General features: G+C 69.0%; 15 protein-coding genes. 5 read left to right on the top strand and 10 right to left on the bottom strand.

Annotated features, from left to right (window positions below; all coding sequences use genetic code 11):
- Positions 1-1380 (bottom strand): ABC transporter substrate-binding protein, encoded by a 1380-nt coding sequence (locus ABD210_RS22435; protein WP_344113894.1) that lies wholly within the window; start codon positions 1378-1380, stop codon positions 1-3.
- Positions 1381-1788: 408 nt separating this feature from the next.
- Here ABD210_RS22435 and ABD210_RS22430 point away from each other — a divergent pair, with 408 nt between their 5' ends.
- On the top strand, positions 1789-2619 hold the full coding sequence (locus tag ABD210_RS22430) for a phytanoyl-CoA dioxygenase family protein (RefSeq protein ID WP_344113893.1): 831 nt from the start codon (positions 1789-1791) through the stop codon (positions 2617-2619).
- A 65-nt stretch (positions 2620-2684) separates the two neighbouring features.
- Positions 2685-3056 carry a VOC family protein gene (locus tag ABD210_RS22425; RefSeq protein WP_344113892.1) on the top strand — a complete coding sequence of 124 codons (372 nt, stop codon included), beginning with the start codon at positions 2685-2687 and terminating at the stop codon, positions 3054-3056.
- Here ABD210_RS22425 and ABD210_RS22420 read toward each other — a convergent pair.
- From ABD210_RS22420 to ABD210_RS22410, 3 genes are all read right to left on the bottom strand, one after another.
- Entirely contained in the window at positions 3053-4156 is a 1104-nt protein-coding gene (locus tag ABD210_RS22420) for a glycoside hydrolase family 183 protein (protein ID WP_344113891.1), read from the bottom strand. The genes ABD210_RS22425 and ABD210_RS22420 overlap by 4 nt on opposite strands.
- 130 nt (positions 4157-4286) lie before the next feature.
- On the bottom strand, positions 4287-5108 hold the full coding sequence (locus ABD210_RS22415) for a sulfurtransferase (protein WP_344113890.1): 822 nt from the start codon (positions 5106-5108) through the stop codon (positions 4287-4289).
- On the bottom strand, positions 5105-5755 hold the full coding sequence (locus ABD210_RS22410; RefSeq protein ID WP_344113889.1) for a thymidine kinase: 651 nt from the start codon (positions 5753-5755) through the stop codon (positions 5105-5107). Before ABD210_RS22410 ends, ABD210_RS22415 begins: the two co-directional genes overlap by 4 nt.
- Before the next feature lie 89 nt (positions 5756-5844).
- On the opposite strand from ABD210_RS22410, the gene ABD210_RS22405 reads away from it, so the two are divergent.
- A complete protein-coding gene (locus tag ABD210_RS22405) occupies positions 5845-7506 on the top strand; it encodes a S8 family serine peptidase (RefSeq protein WP_344113888.1) in 1662 nt (553 codons plus the stop codon).
- On the opposite strand, the gene ABD210_RS22400 is transcribed toward ABD210_RS22405, so the two are convergent.
- From ABD210_RS22400 to ABD210_RS22380, 5 genes are all read right to left on the bottom strand, one after another.
- Positions 7503-8624, bottom strand: a complete 1122-nt coding sequence (locus ABD210_RS22400; protein ID WP_344113886.1) for an alkaline phosphatase family protein — start codon at positions 8622-8624, stop codon at positions 7503-7505. The genes ABD210_RS22405 and ABD210_RS22400 overlap by 4 nt on opposite strands.
- 4 nt (positions 8625-8628) lie before the next feature.
- A complete protein-coding gene (locus tag ABD210_RS22395) occupies positions 8629-9240 on the bottom strand; it encodes a DUF5998 family protein (protein ID WP_344113884.1) in 612 nt (203 codons plus the stop codon).
- A 75-nt stretch (positions 9241-9315) separates the two neighbouring features.
- Positions 9316-11226, bottom strand: coding sequence for an FtsX-like permease family protein (locus ABD210_RS22390; RefSeq protein WP_344113882.1), 1911 nt, complete (start codon positions 11224-11226; stop codon positions 9316-9318).
- Positions 11223-11975 carry an ABC transporter ATP-binding protein gene (locus ABD210_RS22385; RefSeq protein ID WP_344113881.1) on the bottom strand — a complete coding sequence of 251 codons (753 nt, stop codon included), beginning with the start codon at positions 11973-11975 and terminating at the stop codon, positions 11223-11225. The genes ABD210_RS22390 and ABD210_RS22385 overlap by 4 nt, the downstream gene beginning before the upstream one ends.
- Positions 11976-12088: 113 nt before the next feature.
- On the bottom strand, positions 12089-13132 hold the full coding sequence (locus ABD210_RS22380; RefSeq protein ID WP_344113880.1) for a P1 family peptidase: 1044 nt from the start codon (positions 13130-13132) through the stop codon (positions 12089-12091).
- A gap of 59 nt (positions 13133-13191) precedes the next feature.
- On the opposite strand from ABD210_RS22380, the gene ABD210_RS22375 reads away from it, so the two are divergent.
- The gene (locus ABD210_RS22375) at positions 13192-13704 is read left to right on the top strand and encodes a DUF2087 domain-containing protein (protein WP_344113879.1); all 513 of its coding nucleotides are present in this window, start codon (positions 13192-13194) and stop codon (positions 13702-13704) included.
- Positions 13705-13824: 120 nt separating this feature from the next.
- Here ABD210_RS22375 and ABD210_RS22370 read toward each other — a convergent pair whose 3' ends face one another.
- Positions 13825-16548: a bifunctional acetate--CoA ligase family protein/GNAT family N-acetyltransferase gene (locus ABD210_RS22370; RefSeq protein WP_344113878.1), complete on the bottom strand. Its 2724-nt coding sequence runs from the start codon at positions 16546-16548 to the stop codon at positions 13825-13827.
- A 43-nt stretch (positions 16549-16591) separates the two neighbouring features.
- Between ABD210_RS22370 and ABD210_RS22365 the strand changes: the two genes are divergently transcribed.
- Positions 16592-17740 (top strand): ArsB/NhaD family transporter, encoded by a 1149-nt coding sequence (locus ABD210_RS22365; RefSeq protein WP_344113877.1) that lies wholly within the window; start codon positions 16592-16594, stop codon positions 17738-17740.
- Positions 17741-17802 lie beyond the last annotated feature (62 nt).

Below are 17802 nucleotides of genomic sequence, written 5' to 3'. Positions count from 1 at the left end.
TTACCGGGCCAGGCGGGCGTCGATCTTCGAGGCGGCGTCGGTGAGTAACTTGTCGATGTCCGCGTCCTTCTTGGTCAGCACCTGCTGGACGACCGGGTCGAGCAGGGCGTAGACCTCCTGGCCCTTGTTCACCGGCTCGGGCAGCAGCTTGAGGGACTTCGTCGAGTCGATGTAGCCCTGGAACTGCTGGATCGGCACGTTGTTGTAGGGCTTGCGCCACTCGTTGTACTGGTCGTAGGTCGCCTGGCTCAGCGGCGTGACACCCGGCCGACCGACGAAGCTCTTGTCGGCGATCGAGTCCTTGGCGTTCTGGATCGCCACGGCCTGGTTCGTGTACTTGTCGAACTCGTAGAACTTGATCCACTTCAGCGCAGCGACGATCTCGTTCTTGGTCGACTTCGGGTTGATCATCTTGATCGAGCCACCGGTCAGCGTGCCGTACGGGCCGCCGTCCTGGGGCAGCGCGCCCTCGCCGAAGTCGGCCGGCTTCATACCGAAGTTCTTCACCGCCATGTCGTAGGCGTCCGGCGCCTGCAGCACCATGCCGATCTTGCCGGCGGCGAAGTCCTGCCGGACCTCCTCCTGGTTGTAGAGGAAGTTCGTGCCCATGGTGTTGTCGGTCCAGCGCATGTCCTTGAGCAACTGCAGCGCCTTCTTGGTCGGCGCGTCGTTGAACGTGCTCTTCTTGCCGTCAGCACTCTGGACACTGCCGCCCATGCTGTAGGTCATCGTGGTGAGCATCCAGCCACCGGTGTTGTCCTTGGTCAGCTGGGCGTAGCCGGCCTTGCCGGTCTTCTGGGTGATCTGCTTGGCGTACTGCCGGACTTCGTCCCAGGTCGTGGGCGGCTTGTCCGGGTCCAGGCCGGCCTGCTTGAACAGAGCCCGGTTGTAGGCGAGCCCGACGGAGAAGGCCTCGAACGGCACGCCGTAGATCCGGCCCTTGTCGTCCTGGACCATCTTCAGCGTGTCCGGGTTCAGGTTCTTGGTCAGGTCGACCAGCTTCAGCTCGTCGGTGATGTCCGGCAGCTGCTTGTTGGGGATCATGTTCAGGGGCTCGGTGAAGCTGATGCTCATCACCGTCGGCAGCGAACCACCGGCCACCTGGGCCTGGAAGGTCTGCGCGTCCCACGCGGTCTCGGTCGTCTTGACCGTGATGTTGGGGTGCGCGTCGGTGAACTCCTTCACCTTCTTGTTGAAAGTGGCGACGTCGGCCGGCTTGTCCGGCTTCGGCTTGTTCCCGACCGTGATCGTCACCGGCGCGTTCTCGTCGATCGCTCCGGCGCTGCTGGCCGCCGGAGTACTGCCGTCTGCGCAGGCTACCGCCGTCAGCAGGGCGACCGCTGAAGTCAGGGCTGCGACACACCTAGCCGTTCTCGTCATCGGAACTCCTCATGTTTCCGGGAGCACCCCGCCACCGGGCGGTCTGGGGTGTGATGCGGGCCACTCGGGCCCGATTTCCGAGTAAGTTAAACCATGCGTGTTACTTTATCAACGGCTCGTTTGGTCACGATTCGAAACACCCCGGAAACCCGCTGTTCTCGGCGCGGTGACACCACCGGGCGCCTTGACGGACGCCCGCCTGTTCGCGGCGCGTGCCGCACCCCACGTGCCGCGCCGGCGTTCGGGTCGCGGATTCCTGCTGTCGGCAGCCGGTTGCCGTTGAACGAGATCCACGACCGAGCACGCACCCACCTGCCCGGCGGCCCCGCGAGCGCAACAAAGGCGGGTGCGCGTGCATCGAGGAGGTAAGACCGGGCGTCAGGTCCGGGTGAGCGGAGGTTGTGAGCAATGACCGCGGTCAACAACGTCGACGTCACGGGATTCTGGGAGAACGGCTGGACGATCGTGCGAGGGGTCTACTCCCCCGACGATGTGAAGCGGCTGCGCGAGGCGGCGCACTGGTCGCGGAAGAACTTCGGCGGCGACCTGCTCGCGAACCCGAGGATGCGCGAGGTGCTGACCGACGGCAACTTCGTGAAGATCGCCCGGCAGATCCTCGGCGAGGACAAGATCGTCTACAGCGGCGACAGCGCGTTCACCGTCAACGGTGTCCAGCGCGGATTCCACAAGGACAACGCCGACCGGGTCGACCCGAACGCGCCCGACTGGAACGGCCGCTACACGATCCTCCGGTTCGGCATCTACCTGCAGGACCACTACCGGCATACCGGCGGCTTGAACCTGCGGCACCAGTCGCACAACACGCCGGACCTCAACGTCGGCAGCAACGTCTATGTGCGCACCCGCGTCGGCGACGTCGCGGTGTGGAGCCTGCGGACCACCCACAGCGGCAACGGCACGCTGCTGAAGTTCCCCAAGTCGAAGGCGCCGCTGCCGCACGAGCACGACAAGTTCCCGAACTGGCGGATCGCGCGCAAGGACGGCGACCGGATCGCCCTGTTCGCCGCGCTCGGCCTGGACGACGCGCACATGAGCCGGTATGTCGAGTACCTCAAGACCCGCAAGTACATCTGCGACATCTGGCGCAAGACCCGCTACGACCTGGCCGCGCTGTCGGCCGCAGAACAAGCCGGCCTGCTCGTGCGCGACGTGCCGACCGAGATCGCGAACGACCCGATGGTCGGCCAGAACGCCGACTATGTGGCGCTGCCGTACTGAAGTGTCGAGCCTGGTCCGCCACGTCCGACGTCTCCTCTGACAAGCTCGAACCCAAGGAGGAAGACATGGCAGACCAGGTCGTGCACTTCGAGATCATCGGCGGCGATCCGGCCGGACTCAGGCAGTACTACGGGGCGTTGTTCGGCTGGGAGTTCCAGACCTCCGACGCCGCGACGGAGGCCGTCTCCGAGCCCGGCAACTACGGCTTTGTCGGCGCCGGGACCGCGGGACTGAACGGCGGCATCGGAGGCGGCGACGGCTACCCGAACAAGGTCCTCTTCTACATCGGCGTCCCCGACGTCGAGGTAGCCCTGCGGAAGGCCGAAGCCCTCGGCGGCACCCGCGTCATGGGCCCCGAGGGAACCGCAGGCACCCTCGTGGTCGGCCGATTCACCGACCCCGAAGGCAACCTGATCGGCCTGGCCGGCACTGCCTAACCGAAGCCGCGGACGCGAAACTGCATGACTCGGTAGGGCCAGCCGGCGTCGGTTTTCCACTGGCTCACCGACAGGTGCAGGTCGCTCAACGTGGAGCCCGGGATGATGTAGCCGCCGTACAGCTGCGCCACGTGGTTGTCGTTCTCGGCACCCCAGGCGCCGCCGTAGACGAGGGTCTGCCGGTAGGCCGTGTAGAGGTTCGACGTCGGGGTGTCCATGATCATCCCGTCGATCCGGTAGTCCCCGGCGTTGAACCAGGTCAGCACCCATTTCCCGCCGAGCGGCCGCAGGCTCAGCTCGCCGAAGCTGCCGGACAGGATCGGTGTCGCCGGGTTGCCCCAGCGCCAGACGCCGTCGCGATAACCCCACGGCTCGTATGCCGCCGGGTTCGCGAGCTGGTTGCTCCGCACCCGCTTGAGGATGATCGGCTTGTCCCGCTGGAACCCGGTCGAGTAGACGTACACGTACCCGTCGTTCCCCTCGCCCCAGGTGAGCAACTGGAACAACCCGCCGTCGAGGTCGCCCGGGAACTTCGCACCGGTGTGATACCAGCTGGCACCGGAGTTGTCCGATCGCCAGATCTCCGTCCAAACCACGTTGCCCAGGCCCTTGTTCACCATCGCGTGCAGGTACATCGACCCGCCGATGGTGATCACGTCCGAAGGCAGCACGGTCGAGAATGTCGGATTGTCGTGCGGGTAGTCCCATAACTGCTGAGCAGCCGCTCCCCCGACCGCGCCGGACCAGGTGACCCCGCCGGCCAGGTTCGTCGTGGTCGACCACAGGGCGACCGGCGATCGCCACCAGCCGCCACCGACGACCGGGTTCTCGAACGTATCGCCGAACATGAAGAGCAACCTGCCGTCCGGTGTTCGAGCCGGAATGCCCAGGTCGGTCGCCTGCATCCGGAACCGGTCGGTCAACCCCGGTCCGGTCAGATCGGCGACCTTGTTGGTCGAGACCGCCTGTACTCCTCGGGCCCCAGCGCCGGTAGCTCCCGCCATCGAGGCGGCGGCGACGCCGGGCGCCGCGAGCAGGGCTCCGGCGCCGGCCGCGGCTTTCAGGAAGGTGGATCGCTTGAGTGTCGGTTCGGGCGGCATCGTGACTCCTCAGCAGACCTGGGAAATCGATTGCCCATGACCATCCCGCAGCCACCGATCGAAGTCAAGAAGTCAGCCTCGCGGTGCTTTCCGGCCTCGGCGGTGCAGTATTCGACCTGGATCGAAAGGGTCAGTCCTTGCCGGTGGCAACAGGTCGCGACGGGTCGGTGATCCAGTCCGACCAGGAACCCACGTAGACGGGTGCCTCGATCCCCGCGATCTCGAGTGCGAGCGCCTCGTGAGCGGCCGTCACGCCGGACCCGCAGTACGCCCCGACCTCGCCTGAACCATCGGCGCCCAGAGCGGCGAAGCGCTTGCGGAGGTCGTCGGCGGACAGGAAGCGGCCGTCGGCCGAGACGTTCGCGGTCGTCGGCGCGTTCACTGCCCCGGGAATGTGGCCGGCGACCCCATCCATCGGCTCCACCTCGCCGGCGTACCGTTCCGGCGCGCGTGCGTCGAGCAGCACACCACTCGCGGCCAGCGCAGCAGCACCATCTGCGTCGAGCATCGGGACCTGCCCGGGCTGAGCGACGAAAGCACCCGCGGCGTCGGGCGGTACCGCAGTACTGACCTCTCCCCCGGCGGCCTGCCATGCGGCGAAGCCTCCGTCGAGGACCCGGACGTCGCGGACCCCGAAGTACCGGAAGATCCACCACGCTCGCGCCGCCGCAGTGGAGTTCGCGGCGTCGTACACGACGACAGCCGTGTCCGGGCCGACGCCGGCGCGACGCAACGTCGCCTCGACGGTGGTTGCTGAGGGCAACGGGTGGCGTCCGCCCGCGCCGGGTGGTCCGGCCAGCTCGGAATCCAGGTCGACGAAGTAGGCGCCCGGCACGTGGCCGGCGTCGTACGCCTCCCGGCCGGGCGGTCCCGCCAGGTTCCACGTGACGTCGAAGACGACCGGCCGGTCAGTGGCCGAGAGCAACGACTCGGCGGAGATCAGGGGGTTCATACGGCACCTCCGAAAGGGAGAACCTCGGGTGAGAGCGTGGCACGTGCGCGTGCGGCGGTGAGGCGGCGGCGGTGGTGCCGGCGGCAGAGCACCTCGTAGGCGGTGTCCCCGTTGTTGACCACCATGTCACCCACCACGAGCTGTTCGCCTTCGGTGACCATCTCGCCGCCGACGGTCCGGGCATTGTGGGTGGCGCGTTCGCCGCACCAGCAGAGCGCCTCGACCTGGAGCAACTCCATCCGGTCGGCCAGCTCGACCAGCCGCGCCGATCCGGGGAACAGCGTCGCGCGGAAGTCGGTCAGGATGCCGAAGCAGAAGACGTCGATCTGGAGCTCGTCGACCAGCCGGGCCAACTGCTCGACCTGCTCCGGCTGATAGAACTGCGCCTCGTCACAGACCATGTAGTCGATCCGGCCGCCGTGGGTCAGTTCGTCCACCACGTACTGCCAGAAGTCGAAGTCCGGCCGCACTTCGATCGCGGCCGCCTCGAGCCCGAGCCGGGACGACAGCGTCGACTCGCCGGCCCGGTCGTGGCTGGTGAAGATCGTGCCCTTCCGGCCGCGCGCCTTGTGGTTGTGATCCATCTGCAGTGCCAGCGTGGACTTGCCGCAGTCCATCGTCCCGGTGAAGTAGAGCAGGTCAGCCACGGGCGCCCATCCTGCCAAGTCGCTCCGGCGTCAGCGACTCCGGGGTGCGTCGGCTTTCGTTCCGGGGCTCCGGCGGGTTCTACTTGGTCGTGCGCAAAGCTCCGCTCCTGACTCTGACGGTCGGCCTGGCCCTGACGGTGTGTCTCACCCTCACCGGCCTCTCGGTCCCGTCGGCCGCGGCGCCGGTCCGGGCCGAGGCGGGGCTGCGCTCGTACTTCGTGATCACCGCGCCGAAGCAGACCGCCACGGTGACCAGCGCGGTGACGGCCAATGGCGGCATCGTCTATGCCCCGTACGACGGGATCGGCGTGCTGGTGGTCCACTCGACGAACCCGGACTTCGCCGGCCGGATGCGCACTGTGCCGGGGGTTCAGAAGGTCGGAGCGACGCGGACCTCGGATGTGCCGGCAGCGGCGGCGAACCCGGCGATCCCTCCGGCGCCGGTGGAGCGCCCGGTCGATATGCCCGAGACCGATCGCGATGACATGACCCAGATCGGCGCGGACAAGGCCTGGGCGGTCAACCAGGGCTCCAGGTCCGTCACGGTCGGCGTTCTCGATACCGGCGTCGACGACCAGCACCCGGATCTCAAGGCGCACTTCGACGTCGGCAAGTCCGCCTCCTGCGCCTACGGCAAGCTCGACACGAGGGCCGGCGCGTGGCGACCCATCGCTGACCACGGCACCCACGTCGCCGGCACGATCGCGGCGGCCAAGGACGGCAAGGGCGTGGTCGGGGTCGCCCCGGGCGTCAAAGTGTCGTCGATCCGCATCTCGGAGGCACCCACCCAGCTGTTCTTCCCCGAGAACACGGTGTGCGCCTTCGTCTTCGCCGCCGACAAGGGCGTCTCGGTCACCAACAACAGCTACTACGTCGACCCGTGGCTGTTCCTCTGCCCGAACGATCCCGACCAGGCCGCGATCGCCGAGGCCGTTCGCCGCGCGGTCGGGTACGCCGATTCCAAGGGGGTGGTGAACGTCGCGGCCGCCGGCAACGAGAACTACGACCTCGCCGCGAAGTCCGTCGATGAGAGCAGCCCGAACGACTCCACCCCCAGCCCGCGGGCCGTCACCACCGACTGCCTCAACGTCCCGACCGAGCTCCCCGGCGTGGTGTCGGTGGCGGCGCTCGACCCGGGGGACGTCAAGGCCGGCTTCTCGAACTACGGCACCAACAAGATCAGCGTGGCCGCGCCAGGCGTGAACGTCTTCTCGACCGTCCCGGGCGGCGGCTACAAGAGCCTTGACGGAACGTCGATGGCGTCACCGCACGTGGCGGGTGTCGCCGCGCTCATCCGCAGTACGAACCCCAAGCTCACACCCGCGCAGGTCCGCGCCAGGCTGGCCGAGCAGGCCAACGACCTGCCTTGCCCGATCGGCTCGAGTGGCGAGTGCACCGGCTCCGACGCGAACAACTCGTTCTACGGCGAGGGTGTGGTGGACGCCGCCGAAGCGGTCGGGGTCGCCGCTCAGACACCGGCATCCGGGGTGACGATCACCAAGCCCGACGAGCAGATCGGGTTCGGCGGCATACCGGCGGTACCGCTGCTGCTGAAGGGGATGAGCAGCAAGGGGGAGATCAGCTACACCGCGACCGGACTTCCGCCGGGGCTGACCATCGACCACGAGCGCGGCTGGATCACCGGCGTACTGGCACCGGGCGCGGGGCGGTACAAGGTGACCGTGACGGCTCGGGACGCCGAGGCCAAGACCGCGCAGGCGAGCTTCTTCTGGAACGTCTGGAGCTTCTAGCCCTCGTCGATCAGAAGCGGGATCACCATCTCGTCCTCGGTGAGCGAGCCGTGTAGGCCGATCAGGCCGGCTTCTTGTGGATAGCGACGGCCGGCTACCAGCGCGACCGGTCCGAAGGATGCCACCACGACATCACCCAGCCGCGGCACCACCCGCTCCTCGACCGCACCGAACCAACCGCAGGCGATGGCCTCGTCCCGGCTGAGCACGAAGGCGTCCTCGCCTAGCCGCTCGCGGTACGTCGCCAGTACGTCGGGGACCGCGCCGTCCACGCAGTACAGGTGACGGAAGCGGGATTCCCCGCCGATCAGGCGGAGGCCCTTGGACAGGTCCGGTTCCGCGTCGAGGTCGACCCTGTTCCCGGGGGCGATGTCGATCATGCCGTGGTCCGCGACGACGACCAGTACTGCGTCACGGGGCAAGGCGGATCGGACCCGCGAGGCGAACGTGTCCGCGGCGGCGAGCTCCTTGCGCCATTGCCAGGACTCGCTGCCCTGCCCGTGGCCCGTGTAGTCCAGCTGCGAGTCGTAGACGTAGACCAGTGAGGACTTGCCCTCGCGGCTCGCGAACCTGGTCGCGTCGAGCCGGTCCTCTACCGTGTCGGCGCCACGGTGCGCGCTCCCCCGGAACGCGGCCGCGGTCAGGCCGGATCTGTCGAACCGGGCCTTGCTCACGTTGCGCGTGGCGATCCCGGCGGCTGCGACCCGCTCGAAGACGGTCTCGTGTGGTTGCCACTTGCGCGGGTCGACCGGAGCATCCCATTGGAGGGCGTTCAGGAGAGCGCCCGTCTCCGGGACGATCGACGTGTAGCCGACGATGCCGTGGGCGCCTGGCGGTAGACCCGTGCCGAGGCTGGTGAGGCTCGCGGCGGTGGTCGACGGCACGCCGGCTGTCAGACTCCGGCCTGCCAGTGACGACAGGTACGGAGCCACATCGGCGTTCCGCCGAAGGAGATTCCACCCGAGGCCGTCGAGCAGCAGTACGGCGTACCGGGGTGCTGGTGGCAGGCCTAGGAGGTTCTTCTCGTTCGGGACCGACAGGGCGGCGGCCACGGAAGGGAGCACGTCCGCGAGTGACCCGCCGCCGTAGGCAGGGAGGATCGGCGTCGAGCCGGGCACGGCCCTACCTGCTGGTCGCGAAGGACAGCGCCGCCGCGAAGTCGAGCACCTGCTGGATCCCTGCCGGGCCGTCGGCCGCCGCGCTGATCCGCAAGGAGATGTCATCGGCCGCGACCGAACCGGTATAGCCGTGGTCCGCCTCGCAGTTCGGGTCCGCGCAGACGGCCGGCTCGAGGTCGATCCGGTTCACCATGCCCCAGCCGATCGTCAGCACGACCTCGCCACCGTCGGCCGGGTCCGACTTGCCGGAGGCATACCCGGCCGGGTTCGGGACGACCCGGTTGACCACCACCGCGTTCACCCGGTTGAGCGGGATCGCCTCGGTCGAGGTGGACGCGTACGGCGCGCGGATCAGGTCGTCCGCGGCGTGCTCGTCGGTGTGTCCGACAATCAACCGGCTCGGGGTCAGCGCCAGGATGGTGATGTGCCGCCGGACCTCGTCGCGGTCGAACGTCGGCTCGTGCTGCAGCACGAAGGCCCGGATGGGCTCTCCGGCGATCGCCACCGCGAGCGAGTCCGTCACGACATCTGGATAGTAGCCACACCGGTCGATCGCGTCGCGCAGTTCGGACGAGGCGTCCGTGAGCTCCGGGACCGGCGCATTCAGGTCACGCATGACCTCATCCTTGCATGCGCCGGGCCCGAGCCCGAGCCGTGGTTGTGGACAGCCACCGGTGGATGCGCTGGACGCTCAGCCCACGCTGGCCCTTCGGAGTACGGGAGCACCGGCGGCTCCGGCGACGGCGACCAGCGCGAGCCCGACGACCACCTGGCCGAGCAGGAGGACCACCCCCGAACTGCCCTGGGTGAGGATCTGCCCGCGACTCAGCGCAAAACCGCACAGCGCGCCGAAGCCGACCACCGGCAGTCCGACACCGACCACCGGTACTACGGCCGTCAGCCGGGCGGATCGCTCGATCACCTTCAGCGGAACGCCGGATCGGCGCAGGGCCTTCGCGGGCGCTGCCTGATCCAGGGCGGTTCCGACAGCACCTGCCGCCGTGGAGGCCGCACCGGTGACGAAGACCAGGCCGAGCAGGAGTGCGACGCCGAGGCGCAGGTCGAGGAAGATGCCGGCCTGGTGCTGGTCCTTCTCCGCGTCTGTCAGAGGTACCTGATCCGGGACCACGTCGTACAGGACCGTTCTGACCTTCTCGCGGTCGGTGGTCGAGACGGAAATGTTCACCGACTGGTCTGCCGAAGTCACCTCGCCCTTGAGGCCTGCCACCGAGAGCCGCTTCCTGACGTCTTGAGCTACGGCGACCGTTTGGCCCTGGGCCGTGTACAGCTGGAATTCGACGTCCTTGCTGTCCTGCGAGAGCCCGTACGGCATGAAGAGCGCAAGGAAGCCAGTCACGAAGCCGCTCAGGACCAGCGCCGCCACAGGCCGGAACGCGGCCTTCGGATCATCGGCGAGTCGCCTGCCGGCGAGCAGGACCACCGGGCCGTTCGCAGTACGGGCGAGGAGCTTGCCGATCAGCTGGACGGCCCAGGGACCGACGATGCGGACCGCGAGGGCTGCCATGCCGATACCGATCACCAGCGGGAGTACTGCGCCGCGGGTACCGATGATGGCGAGCATGACCGGGCCGATCACGAGCAGGACGAGTCTCAGGGCGCTGGTGGCCTTGCGGGTCTGACCGCGGACGACGCCCAGCGGGGTGATGCTGACGCGGCCGAGTCCGATCAGCGCGCTGGTCACCGACAGGGCGGGAACGGCGACGAGGACGACGAGGACCAGCCACCAACTGACGGTCAGGTCATGGACGTACCAGCGACCGCCGCCAAGGGGGATCCGGGCGATCAGCGGGCTGATCAGGGTGTAGCCGATCAGGCCGACGATCGCGCCGAGGAATCCCAGCACGGCTTGTTCGACGGCACTGAGCAGCAGGACCTGGCTTCTGGTTGCGCCGGCCAGTCTGAGGGCGGCCAGTCGGTGTTCGCGTCGCTTGGCCGCGACACCTGCTGCCTGACCGACGAGGCTGAGCAGCGGGAACAACACGAGGGCGACGCCGAAGGCCACCAGGATCAGCAGCATCGACATCCGCTGGTCCATGGCGTTGCCGCGCCAGGTCTCGAGGTAGTTCGGATGGTCGCTCGCCCGCAGGCCTTGGGTGTTTGGGGTGACGCCCCGGATCACGATCAGCTCGTCCGGGGACGAGAGGCCGGCCGCCGAGAGCTGGCCAGTGGGCTGCGGCAGGTTGAACCGCTTGGCGAGATCACCGGCCGCCCAGAGCTTCGCGACCTCGGGGGAAACGAAGACCTCCCCCGGTTTCGGGGCGTGCGGCAAGCCGGGCGGCGGCGGGAGCTCGGCGTTCCGCTGGTTGTCGATGATGGCCAGGTCGATGCGCGTCAGCGGCTTGCCGGCGGCCATGTCCTCGACCTCGTGGACCACGCCGACGGCCGACTGAGCAGTGCGGGAGTCGGTGCTCCGCCAGCCGATCCGGTCGGAGCGGTGGGTCAGGCCGAACGTGCCGGCGATCAGGAAGGTGACCAGCAGTGCCACCACCGCGGTCGCGCCGAGCGCGGCCAGGTTGGCCGCACGGCCGCCGGGGCCCGGGCGGCGGACGAACCGCAGCCCGAGGTCGGTCATCGGATTCATCGGTCGCTCACCCGGCCGTCGACGATCCGGACCACCCGGTGACAGCGGGCGGCGACGGCGTCGTCGTGGGTGACGACCACGACCGCAGCGCCGCGGTGGGTGGCCGCGCCGACGAGCAGGTCGATCACCTGGGCGCCCGTCGCGGCGTCGAGCGCGCCGGTGGGTTCGTCCGCGAAGACAGCCTGCGGCTCGCCGACCAGCGCGCGGGCGATGGCGACCCGCTGCGCCTGACCGCCGGAGAGCTCGCCGGAGCGTCGGCCTACCTCGGCGGACAGGCCGACCTGGGCGAGAGTCGCGCGGGCTCGGCCGATCGCGTCCCTTCTGGAGACTCCGTCGACCATGAGCGGCAGCGCCACGTTCTCGTCGGCGGGGAGTTCGGCCAGAAGCTGGTTGTCCTGGAAGACGAACCCGAGCCGGCGCCGCCGCAGTACGGTCCGGGCCGCATCACCCAGCTGGTCGACCCGCTCACCGCCCAGCCAGACCTCGCCCTGATCGGGGCTCAGAATCCCTGCCAGCACGTGGAGAAGCGTCGTCTTGCCGTTGCCGGACGGGCCCATCACGGCGAGCGCTTCACCCGCGCGGACGGCAACATCGACCCCGGCGAGGCCGACCACCTCCCCGTAGTACTTGACCAATCCTCTACCGGCGAGAACTGCCGCCTGTTGCTGAGGAAAGGCCTGCTGCGGCGGCACAGGTCGGATGCCGAGGGGCTGCTGCGGGGAGGGGGACTGTTGGGTGGGGTGGCTCATACCGGAAGGCTTTCGCGAACCAGGCGGTGGGACGTCGGTCCGGGGGCCGGTCTTGATTGCGTCTTTGGTCGTCTTCCGGCTGGTGCTTGTAGTCCCCAGGTCGTACGTCCGGGCTAGCTGTCGGGGAAGGCCGACGGATACGCGTCGCGGTAGCTGATGAGCTTGCCGGCCGGGGTTTCGACGGATTCAGCCGCCAGTACCGCGCGGACGATGGCGCGGGACAACGTCCGGGCTCCCGCGGCGAACACCGTCTCCAACTGCACGAGCGCGGCCGGATCGGTGACGCTCAACCGGGGTGGTCCCCCGGTTGACGCGGCGAACACCGAGTCGCCGTCGACGAGCGTGTGGATCGGATCGACGGACCGCGCGAGTCCGTCGTGCGCGACCATCGCCATCCGTTTCGCCGCCGCCTTGTCCAGCGGGACGTCCGTGGCGACCACTGCGATCACCGTGTTCATGCCCGGGATCGACCCCTGGACCTCGGGGGCTGGTTCGACCGGAGTCCGCAGCTCGGGGAACTCCCCCGGCAGGCCGTAGCGTTCGCCGTACAGCCGGCCCTGGGCATCGACGGTGGAGCCGACGGCGTTCACGATCACCAGCGCGCCGACCGTCGTACCGTCGGGCAGGCGGACGCTGGCCGAGCCGACACCGCCCTTGAGCCGCCCCGCCCTGGCACCGGCACCCGCGCCATGATTGCCCTCGGCAACCGGACCGTTGCCGGCGGCCTCGATCGCCGCGCGACCCCAGGCCTGCTCGGGCCTGGCCTGGAAACCACCACCACGACCGAGGTCGAAGACCACCGCCGCCGCAACGATCGGGACGACGTCGTGATCGCCCGGGCCGACTCGCACACCCTGGCCCTGTTCTTCGAGCCACCGCATAGTGCCCGCGGCAGCGTCGAGGCCGTAGGCGCTGCCACCGGTCAGGACGATCGCGTTCACGCCCGGGTTGGAGTTCACCGGGTCGAGCAGGTCGGTCTCCCTGGTGCCAGGGGCTCCGCCGCGCACGTCGACGCCCGCCACCGCGGTACCGGGGAAATGCAGGACCGTCGTGCCGGTCAGGTACGGCTGGTCGGTTCGCTGGACCTGTCCCACGAGGACTCCGGGAACATCGGTGATCGCGTTGTGGGGGCCCGGGACCGGCTGGTCAGTCGTCATGCGCTCTGTTTAGCATCCGCCGAGGAAATCCGGTTGCAGGCGTCCTTACGTTGGAATGCATGAACGCCGACCTGCTGTGTGGATCACTGGCCGAACCGTCGAGACTCCGCACGTACTCCGCGGTCGTCCTCGGCGCGCGCAGCCCGGAGGAGATCGCGGGAGCCACCGGACTGTCAATGCCGGAGGTGCTCAAGGCCGTGCAGCGGCTGGGCAAGAGCGGACTGATCAGCTCCGGTGCAGACGGCCTGCGCGCCGACGAGAACGTCTTCAAGGAGGCGGTTCGCGCCGGTCGTCCGGAACGTGAACCGCTCGACCCGGACCCCGCCCGCGACAACGTGCTCAGGGCATTCATCCGCGACGGCCGCGTCACCGAACTACCGACCGTCTATGCCAAGACGCTGATCCTGCTCGAGTACCTAGTGGGATCCTTCGAGGCGGGTCGCGAATATCCCGAGTCCGAGGTCAACGCCGTCCTCAACACCTGGCATCCCGACCACGCCGCCCTCCGCCGCCTCCTCGTCGACGCCCGCCTGCTGACCCGCACCGACAACATCTACCGCCGGGTCGCCTGACCGGGCAGACGGCCAGCACTCACCAAGTCGCTCCAACCGGTCGAGCTGCGGTTCCTTTGAGCGTGCGCCGCGCAGCAAGCCGGGCGTTGGTGAGTGCTGGGCGTCCGGGGCGGCGCCGGCTCAGGTGAGGCGGCGGGCGGGGGCGTCCTGTCGGGGTTCCTCGTTCGGGGCGATGCGGATCGCGGTGTCGAGGACGGTGGCGGAGTCCACGGAGACGAGGACCGAGCGCAGGTCCAGCCTGACGACCTCCTCGAGTTCCATGGTGAGGCGGGAGACGCGGTGCAGGAGGTTCTCGATCGCGGCGATGTCCACCGGATCGGAGCCGCGGTAGCCGTAGAGCAGCGGCGCCGCGCGGACCTCACGGACCATCTCGGCGGCGTCGGCCGTGGTCAGCGGCGGCATCCGGTACGACCGGTCGCCGAGCAGGTCCGTGGCCACCCCGGACAGGCCGAACGACACGACCGGCCCGTACGACACGTCCTCCTGCGCCGAGATCACCACCGGTACTCCGGGCGGCGCCATCTTCTGGACCACGAACTGGGCGCGGGCCGGGTCCGAGGCCACCCCGAAGGTGCGGGTCATCTCCTCCCACGCCTGGCGCATGTCGTCCTCGTCGTGGATGTGGCGCCAGATGTCCGCGAGGTCCGGGCGCATCCGCCATTGCTCGGCGGTCGCCTTCAGGATCACCTCGTAGCCGAGCTCTTCGGCCCGTGCGACCGCCTCGTCCGCCGACAGCACCGGGAACGCCGGCAGCACAGTGATGTCGTAGAAGCTGAGCAGCCGTTGCCGATTCGCGTCGTCCAGGTCGGCTCCTTGCGGATGGCGCTGCAGGAACTCCGCGACAAATATCTCCGCGCCGGCCGTGTCGATATCCGGCAGGTCCGGGATCCGGCTGTCCGCCCGGCGCCGCCACTCCGCGTACTGGGTGACCTTGGCGAGCGCGCCGACGGCGTACTGGGGTGAGGAGAACGACGGGATCGAGCCGCGGGCGGCGCCCCCGTGCTCGTCGGGGACGCGGAGTTGCTCGGGGACGCTGCGGGAGGCGAGGAAGGTGGAGACCACCGGCTTGTCGCTTCCGGCCGCCGCGGCGGCGAGCACCTGCGCGACCTCGGCACCGTTCGACTGGACGGGTGGGGTGAAGATCACCACGACCGAGTGGACCCGGTCGTCGGCGAACACCTCGCTCAGCGCCGCACCGAAGTCGGCAGCGGTCGCATCCGCGCTGAGGGTGCGCGGCTCCCCCGCCACCTCCAGGCCGCACCCTGCCATCGTGTCGAGCGCGAGCAGGGTGAGCGCGTCCGAGTTGCTCACGACCGCGACCCGTCGGCCCTTCGGCAGCGGCTGGTGCGCGATCAGCTGGGCGACATCGAAGAGCTCACCGATGGTGTCCACGCCGATCAGCCCGCTCTGGCGGAACATCGAGTCCACCGTTGCCGAGGGCAACTGGCTGCGCCGGACGGTGTGGCCGAGCGGGACGCCCTGGGTGGCGCGACCGGACTTCAGCGCGATGACGGGTTTACGTCCGGCCAGCCGGCGGGCGACCCGGCTGAACTTGCGCGGATTGCCCAGCGACTCCAGGTAGAGCAGGACGACCTCGGTCGCCTCGTCGGAGTACCAGTACTGCATCAGGTCGTTACCGGAGACGTCCGCGCGGTTGCCGGCCGACACGAACGTCGACAACCCGAGACCACGGCCGACCATGTCCTCGAGGATCGCCACGCCGAGCGCACCCGACTGGCAGAAGAACGCAACCCTGCCCGGGCTCGGCATCAGCGGCGAGAGGGACGCGTTGAGCCTGACGCCGGGCGCCGTGTTGATCACGCCGAGCGCGTTCGGCCCGATCACCCGCATGCCGTAGGACCTGGCCAGCCCGACCAGCCGCCGCTGCCGCTTGCGGCCCTCGTCCCCGATCTCGGCGAACCCGCTGGACACGACGACGAGTCCGCGCACGCCCTTCGCCGCGCAGTCCAGTACTACGTCCGCGACCGTTTCCGCCGGGACCGCGACCACCGCGAGATCGACCGTGTCGTTCACGTCCCGGATCGTCGAGTACGCCGGGACGCCCTCGATCTCGTCCGCGTCGGTGTCGGTGTTCACCGCGTACAGGCGACCGGGGAAGCCGCCGTCGCGCAGGTTACGGAGCAGCGCGTTGCCGATCGTGCCCTCGCGGCGACTCGCCCCGATCACCGCGACGCTGGACGGGGTCAGCAGCCGCGCGATCGACAGCGCCTCCGAGCGCTGTTCGCGGGCCTGCATCACGCCGAAGGAGGTGTCGGTCGGGGCGATGTCGAACTCGACCATGATCACGCCGTCCTCGAACTCCCGGGCGACCTTGTAGCCGGCCTCGGTGAAGACCGTGATCATCTTCCGGTTGTCCGGCAGCACCTCGGCGACGAACCGGGTGATGCCCTGCTCACGGGCCGCCTGGGCGAGGTGTTCCAGCAGCAGTTGTCCCAGGCCGCGACCCTGGTGGGCGTCCTCGATCAGGAACGCGACCTCGGCCGTGCTCTCGCCGGTCCGCTCGTACCGCCCGACGCCGATCATCTCGTCGCCGACCGTGACGATCAGGGCGAGCCGGTCGCGGTAGTCCACCTGGGTGAACCGGGCCACGTCCCGGTCGGACAACTGCGGGTACGGCGCGAAGAACCGGTAGTACTTCGACTGCTCCGAGACGCGCGCGTAGAAGGACACCAGCAGGTCCGCGTCCGCCGGGGTGATCGGCCGCAGGTGCGCGGTCGAGCCGTCGCGGAGAACCACATCCGCCTCGTACTCCCGCGGATAGCCGGCGGGCTGGTCCGGGCCATACTGGGCCGGTCGCTGAGGCTGCTGCTCCGGCGGTGTCACGCGGCCAGCGTACTCAAACCCGGATCCGGAGGTCAGGAATTCCATGTGGTGGCTGAGCGCGCTCGGCGGCGTGGTCGTACTCGCCACCGGCCTGCTGAGTCCGCAGGAGGCCGGGGCGGTGATCGATCGCATCGCCCCGGTGCTGGTTTTCCTGGCTGCGGTCACCGTGATCGCCGGGCTGGCCGACGCCGCCAAGGTCTTCGAGGTCGCTGCCCGCGAAGCGGCGCATCTGGGCCGCGGCAAGGCGTGGCGCCTCTGGCTGCTCGTCGTGACCCTTGCCACCGCCCTGACCGTGGTTCTGTCTCTCGACACCTGCGCAGTCCTGCTCACGCCGGTGGTGCTGGCGATGGCAAGGCAGCTCGACATCCCACCGAAGCTGTTCGCGTTCACCACGGTGTGGCTGGCCGGCACGGCGTCGTTGCTCCTTCCAGTGTCGAATCTCACGAACCTGCTCGCTCTGCATCGGTTCGGCCAGTTGGGCCTAGGGCTGCGCGATTACGTCGGCTTGAGCTGGCGACCCGCCATCACCGCGGTGGTGATCACCGTCGCCGTGCTGGCCTTGCTCTTCCACCGCGACCTGCGCCGGACGTACGTCGTACCGGAGACTCCCGGTGTCGAGGACAAGCTGCTCTTCTGGGGAGCCGCAGGGGTCTGCGTCGCCCTCGGTCCGGCCTTCGTCAGCGGGGTCGAGGTCGCCTACCCCGCGACCGTGGGCGCGCTCATCCTGGTCGTCCTCTTCGCCGTACGACGTCGTCCTGAGCTGAGGTGGTCGCTCATCCCCTGGCGGCTGGTGATCACGGTGGTCGGGCTGTTCCTGGTCGTCAGCGCGCTGACCGCGCACGGCCTCGAGGCGCTACTCCGTCAGGTGGCGGGCACTTCCGGCAACGGCCTGCTGGCGGATCTGCGGTTGACGGCCACCGCCGCGATCGGGGCGAACGCGGTGGACAACCTGCCCGCGTATCTCGCGGCGGAACCGGTGGCCGCGTCGGACGGCAGCCGGATGATGGCGCTGCTGATCGGGGTGAACTGCGGCTGCCTGCTCACCCTCTGGGGATCGCTCGCCACCTTGCTCTGGCGGGATCGCTGTGTCGCCGCCGGGATTCACATCTCCTGGTGGTCCTTCCTGTGGCGTGGCCTGATCCTCACGCCGCTCGTCCTGGCCGGGACCGTGCTGGCCCTCAACCTCGGCTGAGGGAAAGGCGGTCCTGAGGACGCGCGCCCCGATTGCCGTCGGCACTGACCTCGGCAATAGTG

The organism is Kribbella alba (genome assembly GCF_039529635.1).
GTDB classification, from domain to species: Bacteria; Actinomycetota; Actinomycetes; order Propionibacteriales; family Kribbellaceae; genus Kribbella; species Kribbella alba.
Note: the sequence above shows the minus strand (reverse complement) of the source record. Positions and strands in the feature narration are given on the sequence as shown.

Coding starts and splice junctions, on each gene's coding strand:
- ABD210_RS22390 (WP_344113882.1), bottom strand. CDS start 11,226: ATGAATCCGATGACCGACCTCGGGCTGCGGTTCGTCCGCCGCCCGGGC.
- ABD210_RS22380 (WP_344113880.1), bottom strand. CDS start 13,132: ATGACGACTGACCAGCCGGTCCCGGGCCCCCACAACGCGATCACCGAT.
- ABD210_RS22425 (WP_344113892.1), top strand. CDS start 2,685: ATGGCAGACCAGGTCGTGCACTTCGAGATCATCGGCGGCGATCCGGCC.
- ABD210_RS22395 (WP_344113884.1), bottom strand. CDS start 9,240: ATGCGTGACCTGAATGCGCCGGTCCCGGAGCTCACGGACGCCTCGTCC.
- ABD210_RS22375 (WP_344113879.1), top strand. CDS start 13,192: ATGAACGCCGACCTGCTGTGTGGATCACTGGCCGAACCGTCGAGACTC.
- ABD210_RS22430 (WP_344113893.1), top strand. CDS start 1,789: ATGACCGCGGTCAACAACGTCGACGTCACGGGATTCTGGGAGAACGGC.
- ABD210_RS22435 (WP_344113894.1), bottom strand. CDS start 1,380: ATGACGAGAACGGCTAGGTGTGTCGCAGCCCTGACTTCAGCGGTCGCC.
- ABD210_RS22385 (WP_344113881.1), bottom strand. CDS start 11,975: ATGAGCCACCCCACCCAACAGTCCCCCTCCCCGCAGCAGCCCCTCGGC.
- ABD210_RS22365 (WP_344113877.1), top strand. CDS start 16,592: ATGTGGTGGCTGAGCGCGCTCGGCGGCGTGGTCGTACTCGCCACCGGC.
- ABD210_RS22415 (WP_344113890.1), bottom strand. CDS start 5,108: ATGAACCCCCTGATCTCCGCCGAGTCGTTGCTCTCGGCCACTGACCGG.
- ABD210_RS22420 (WP_344113891.1), bottom strand. CDS start 4,156: ATGCCGCCCGAACCGACACTCAAGCGATCCACCTTCCTGAAAGCCGCG.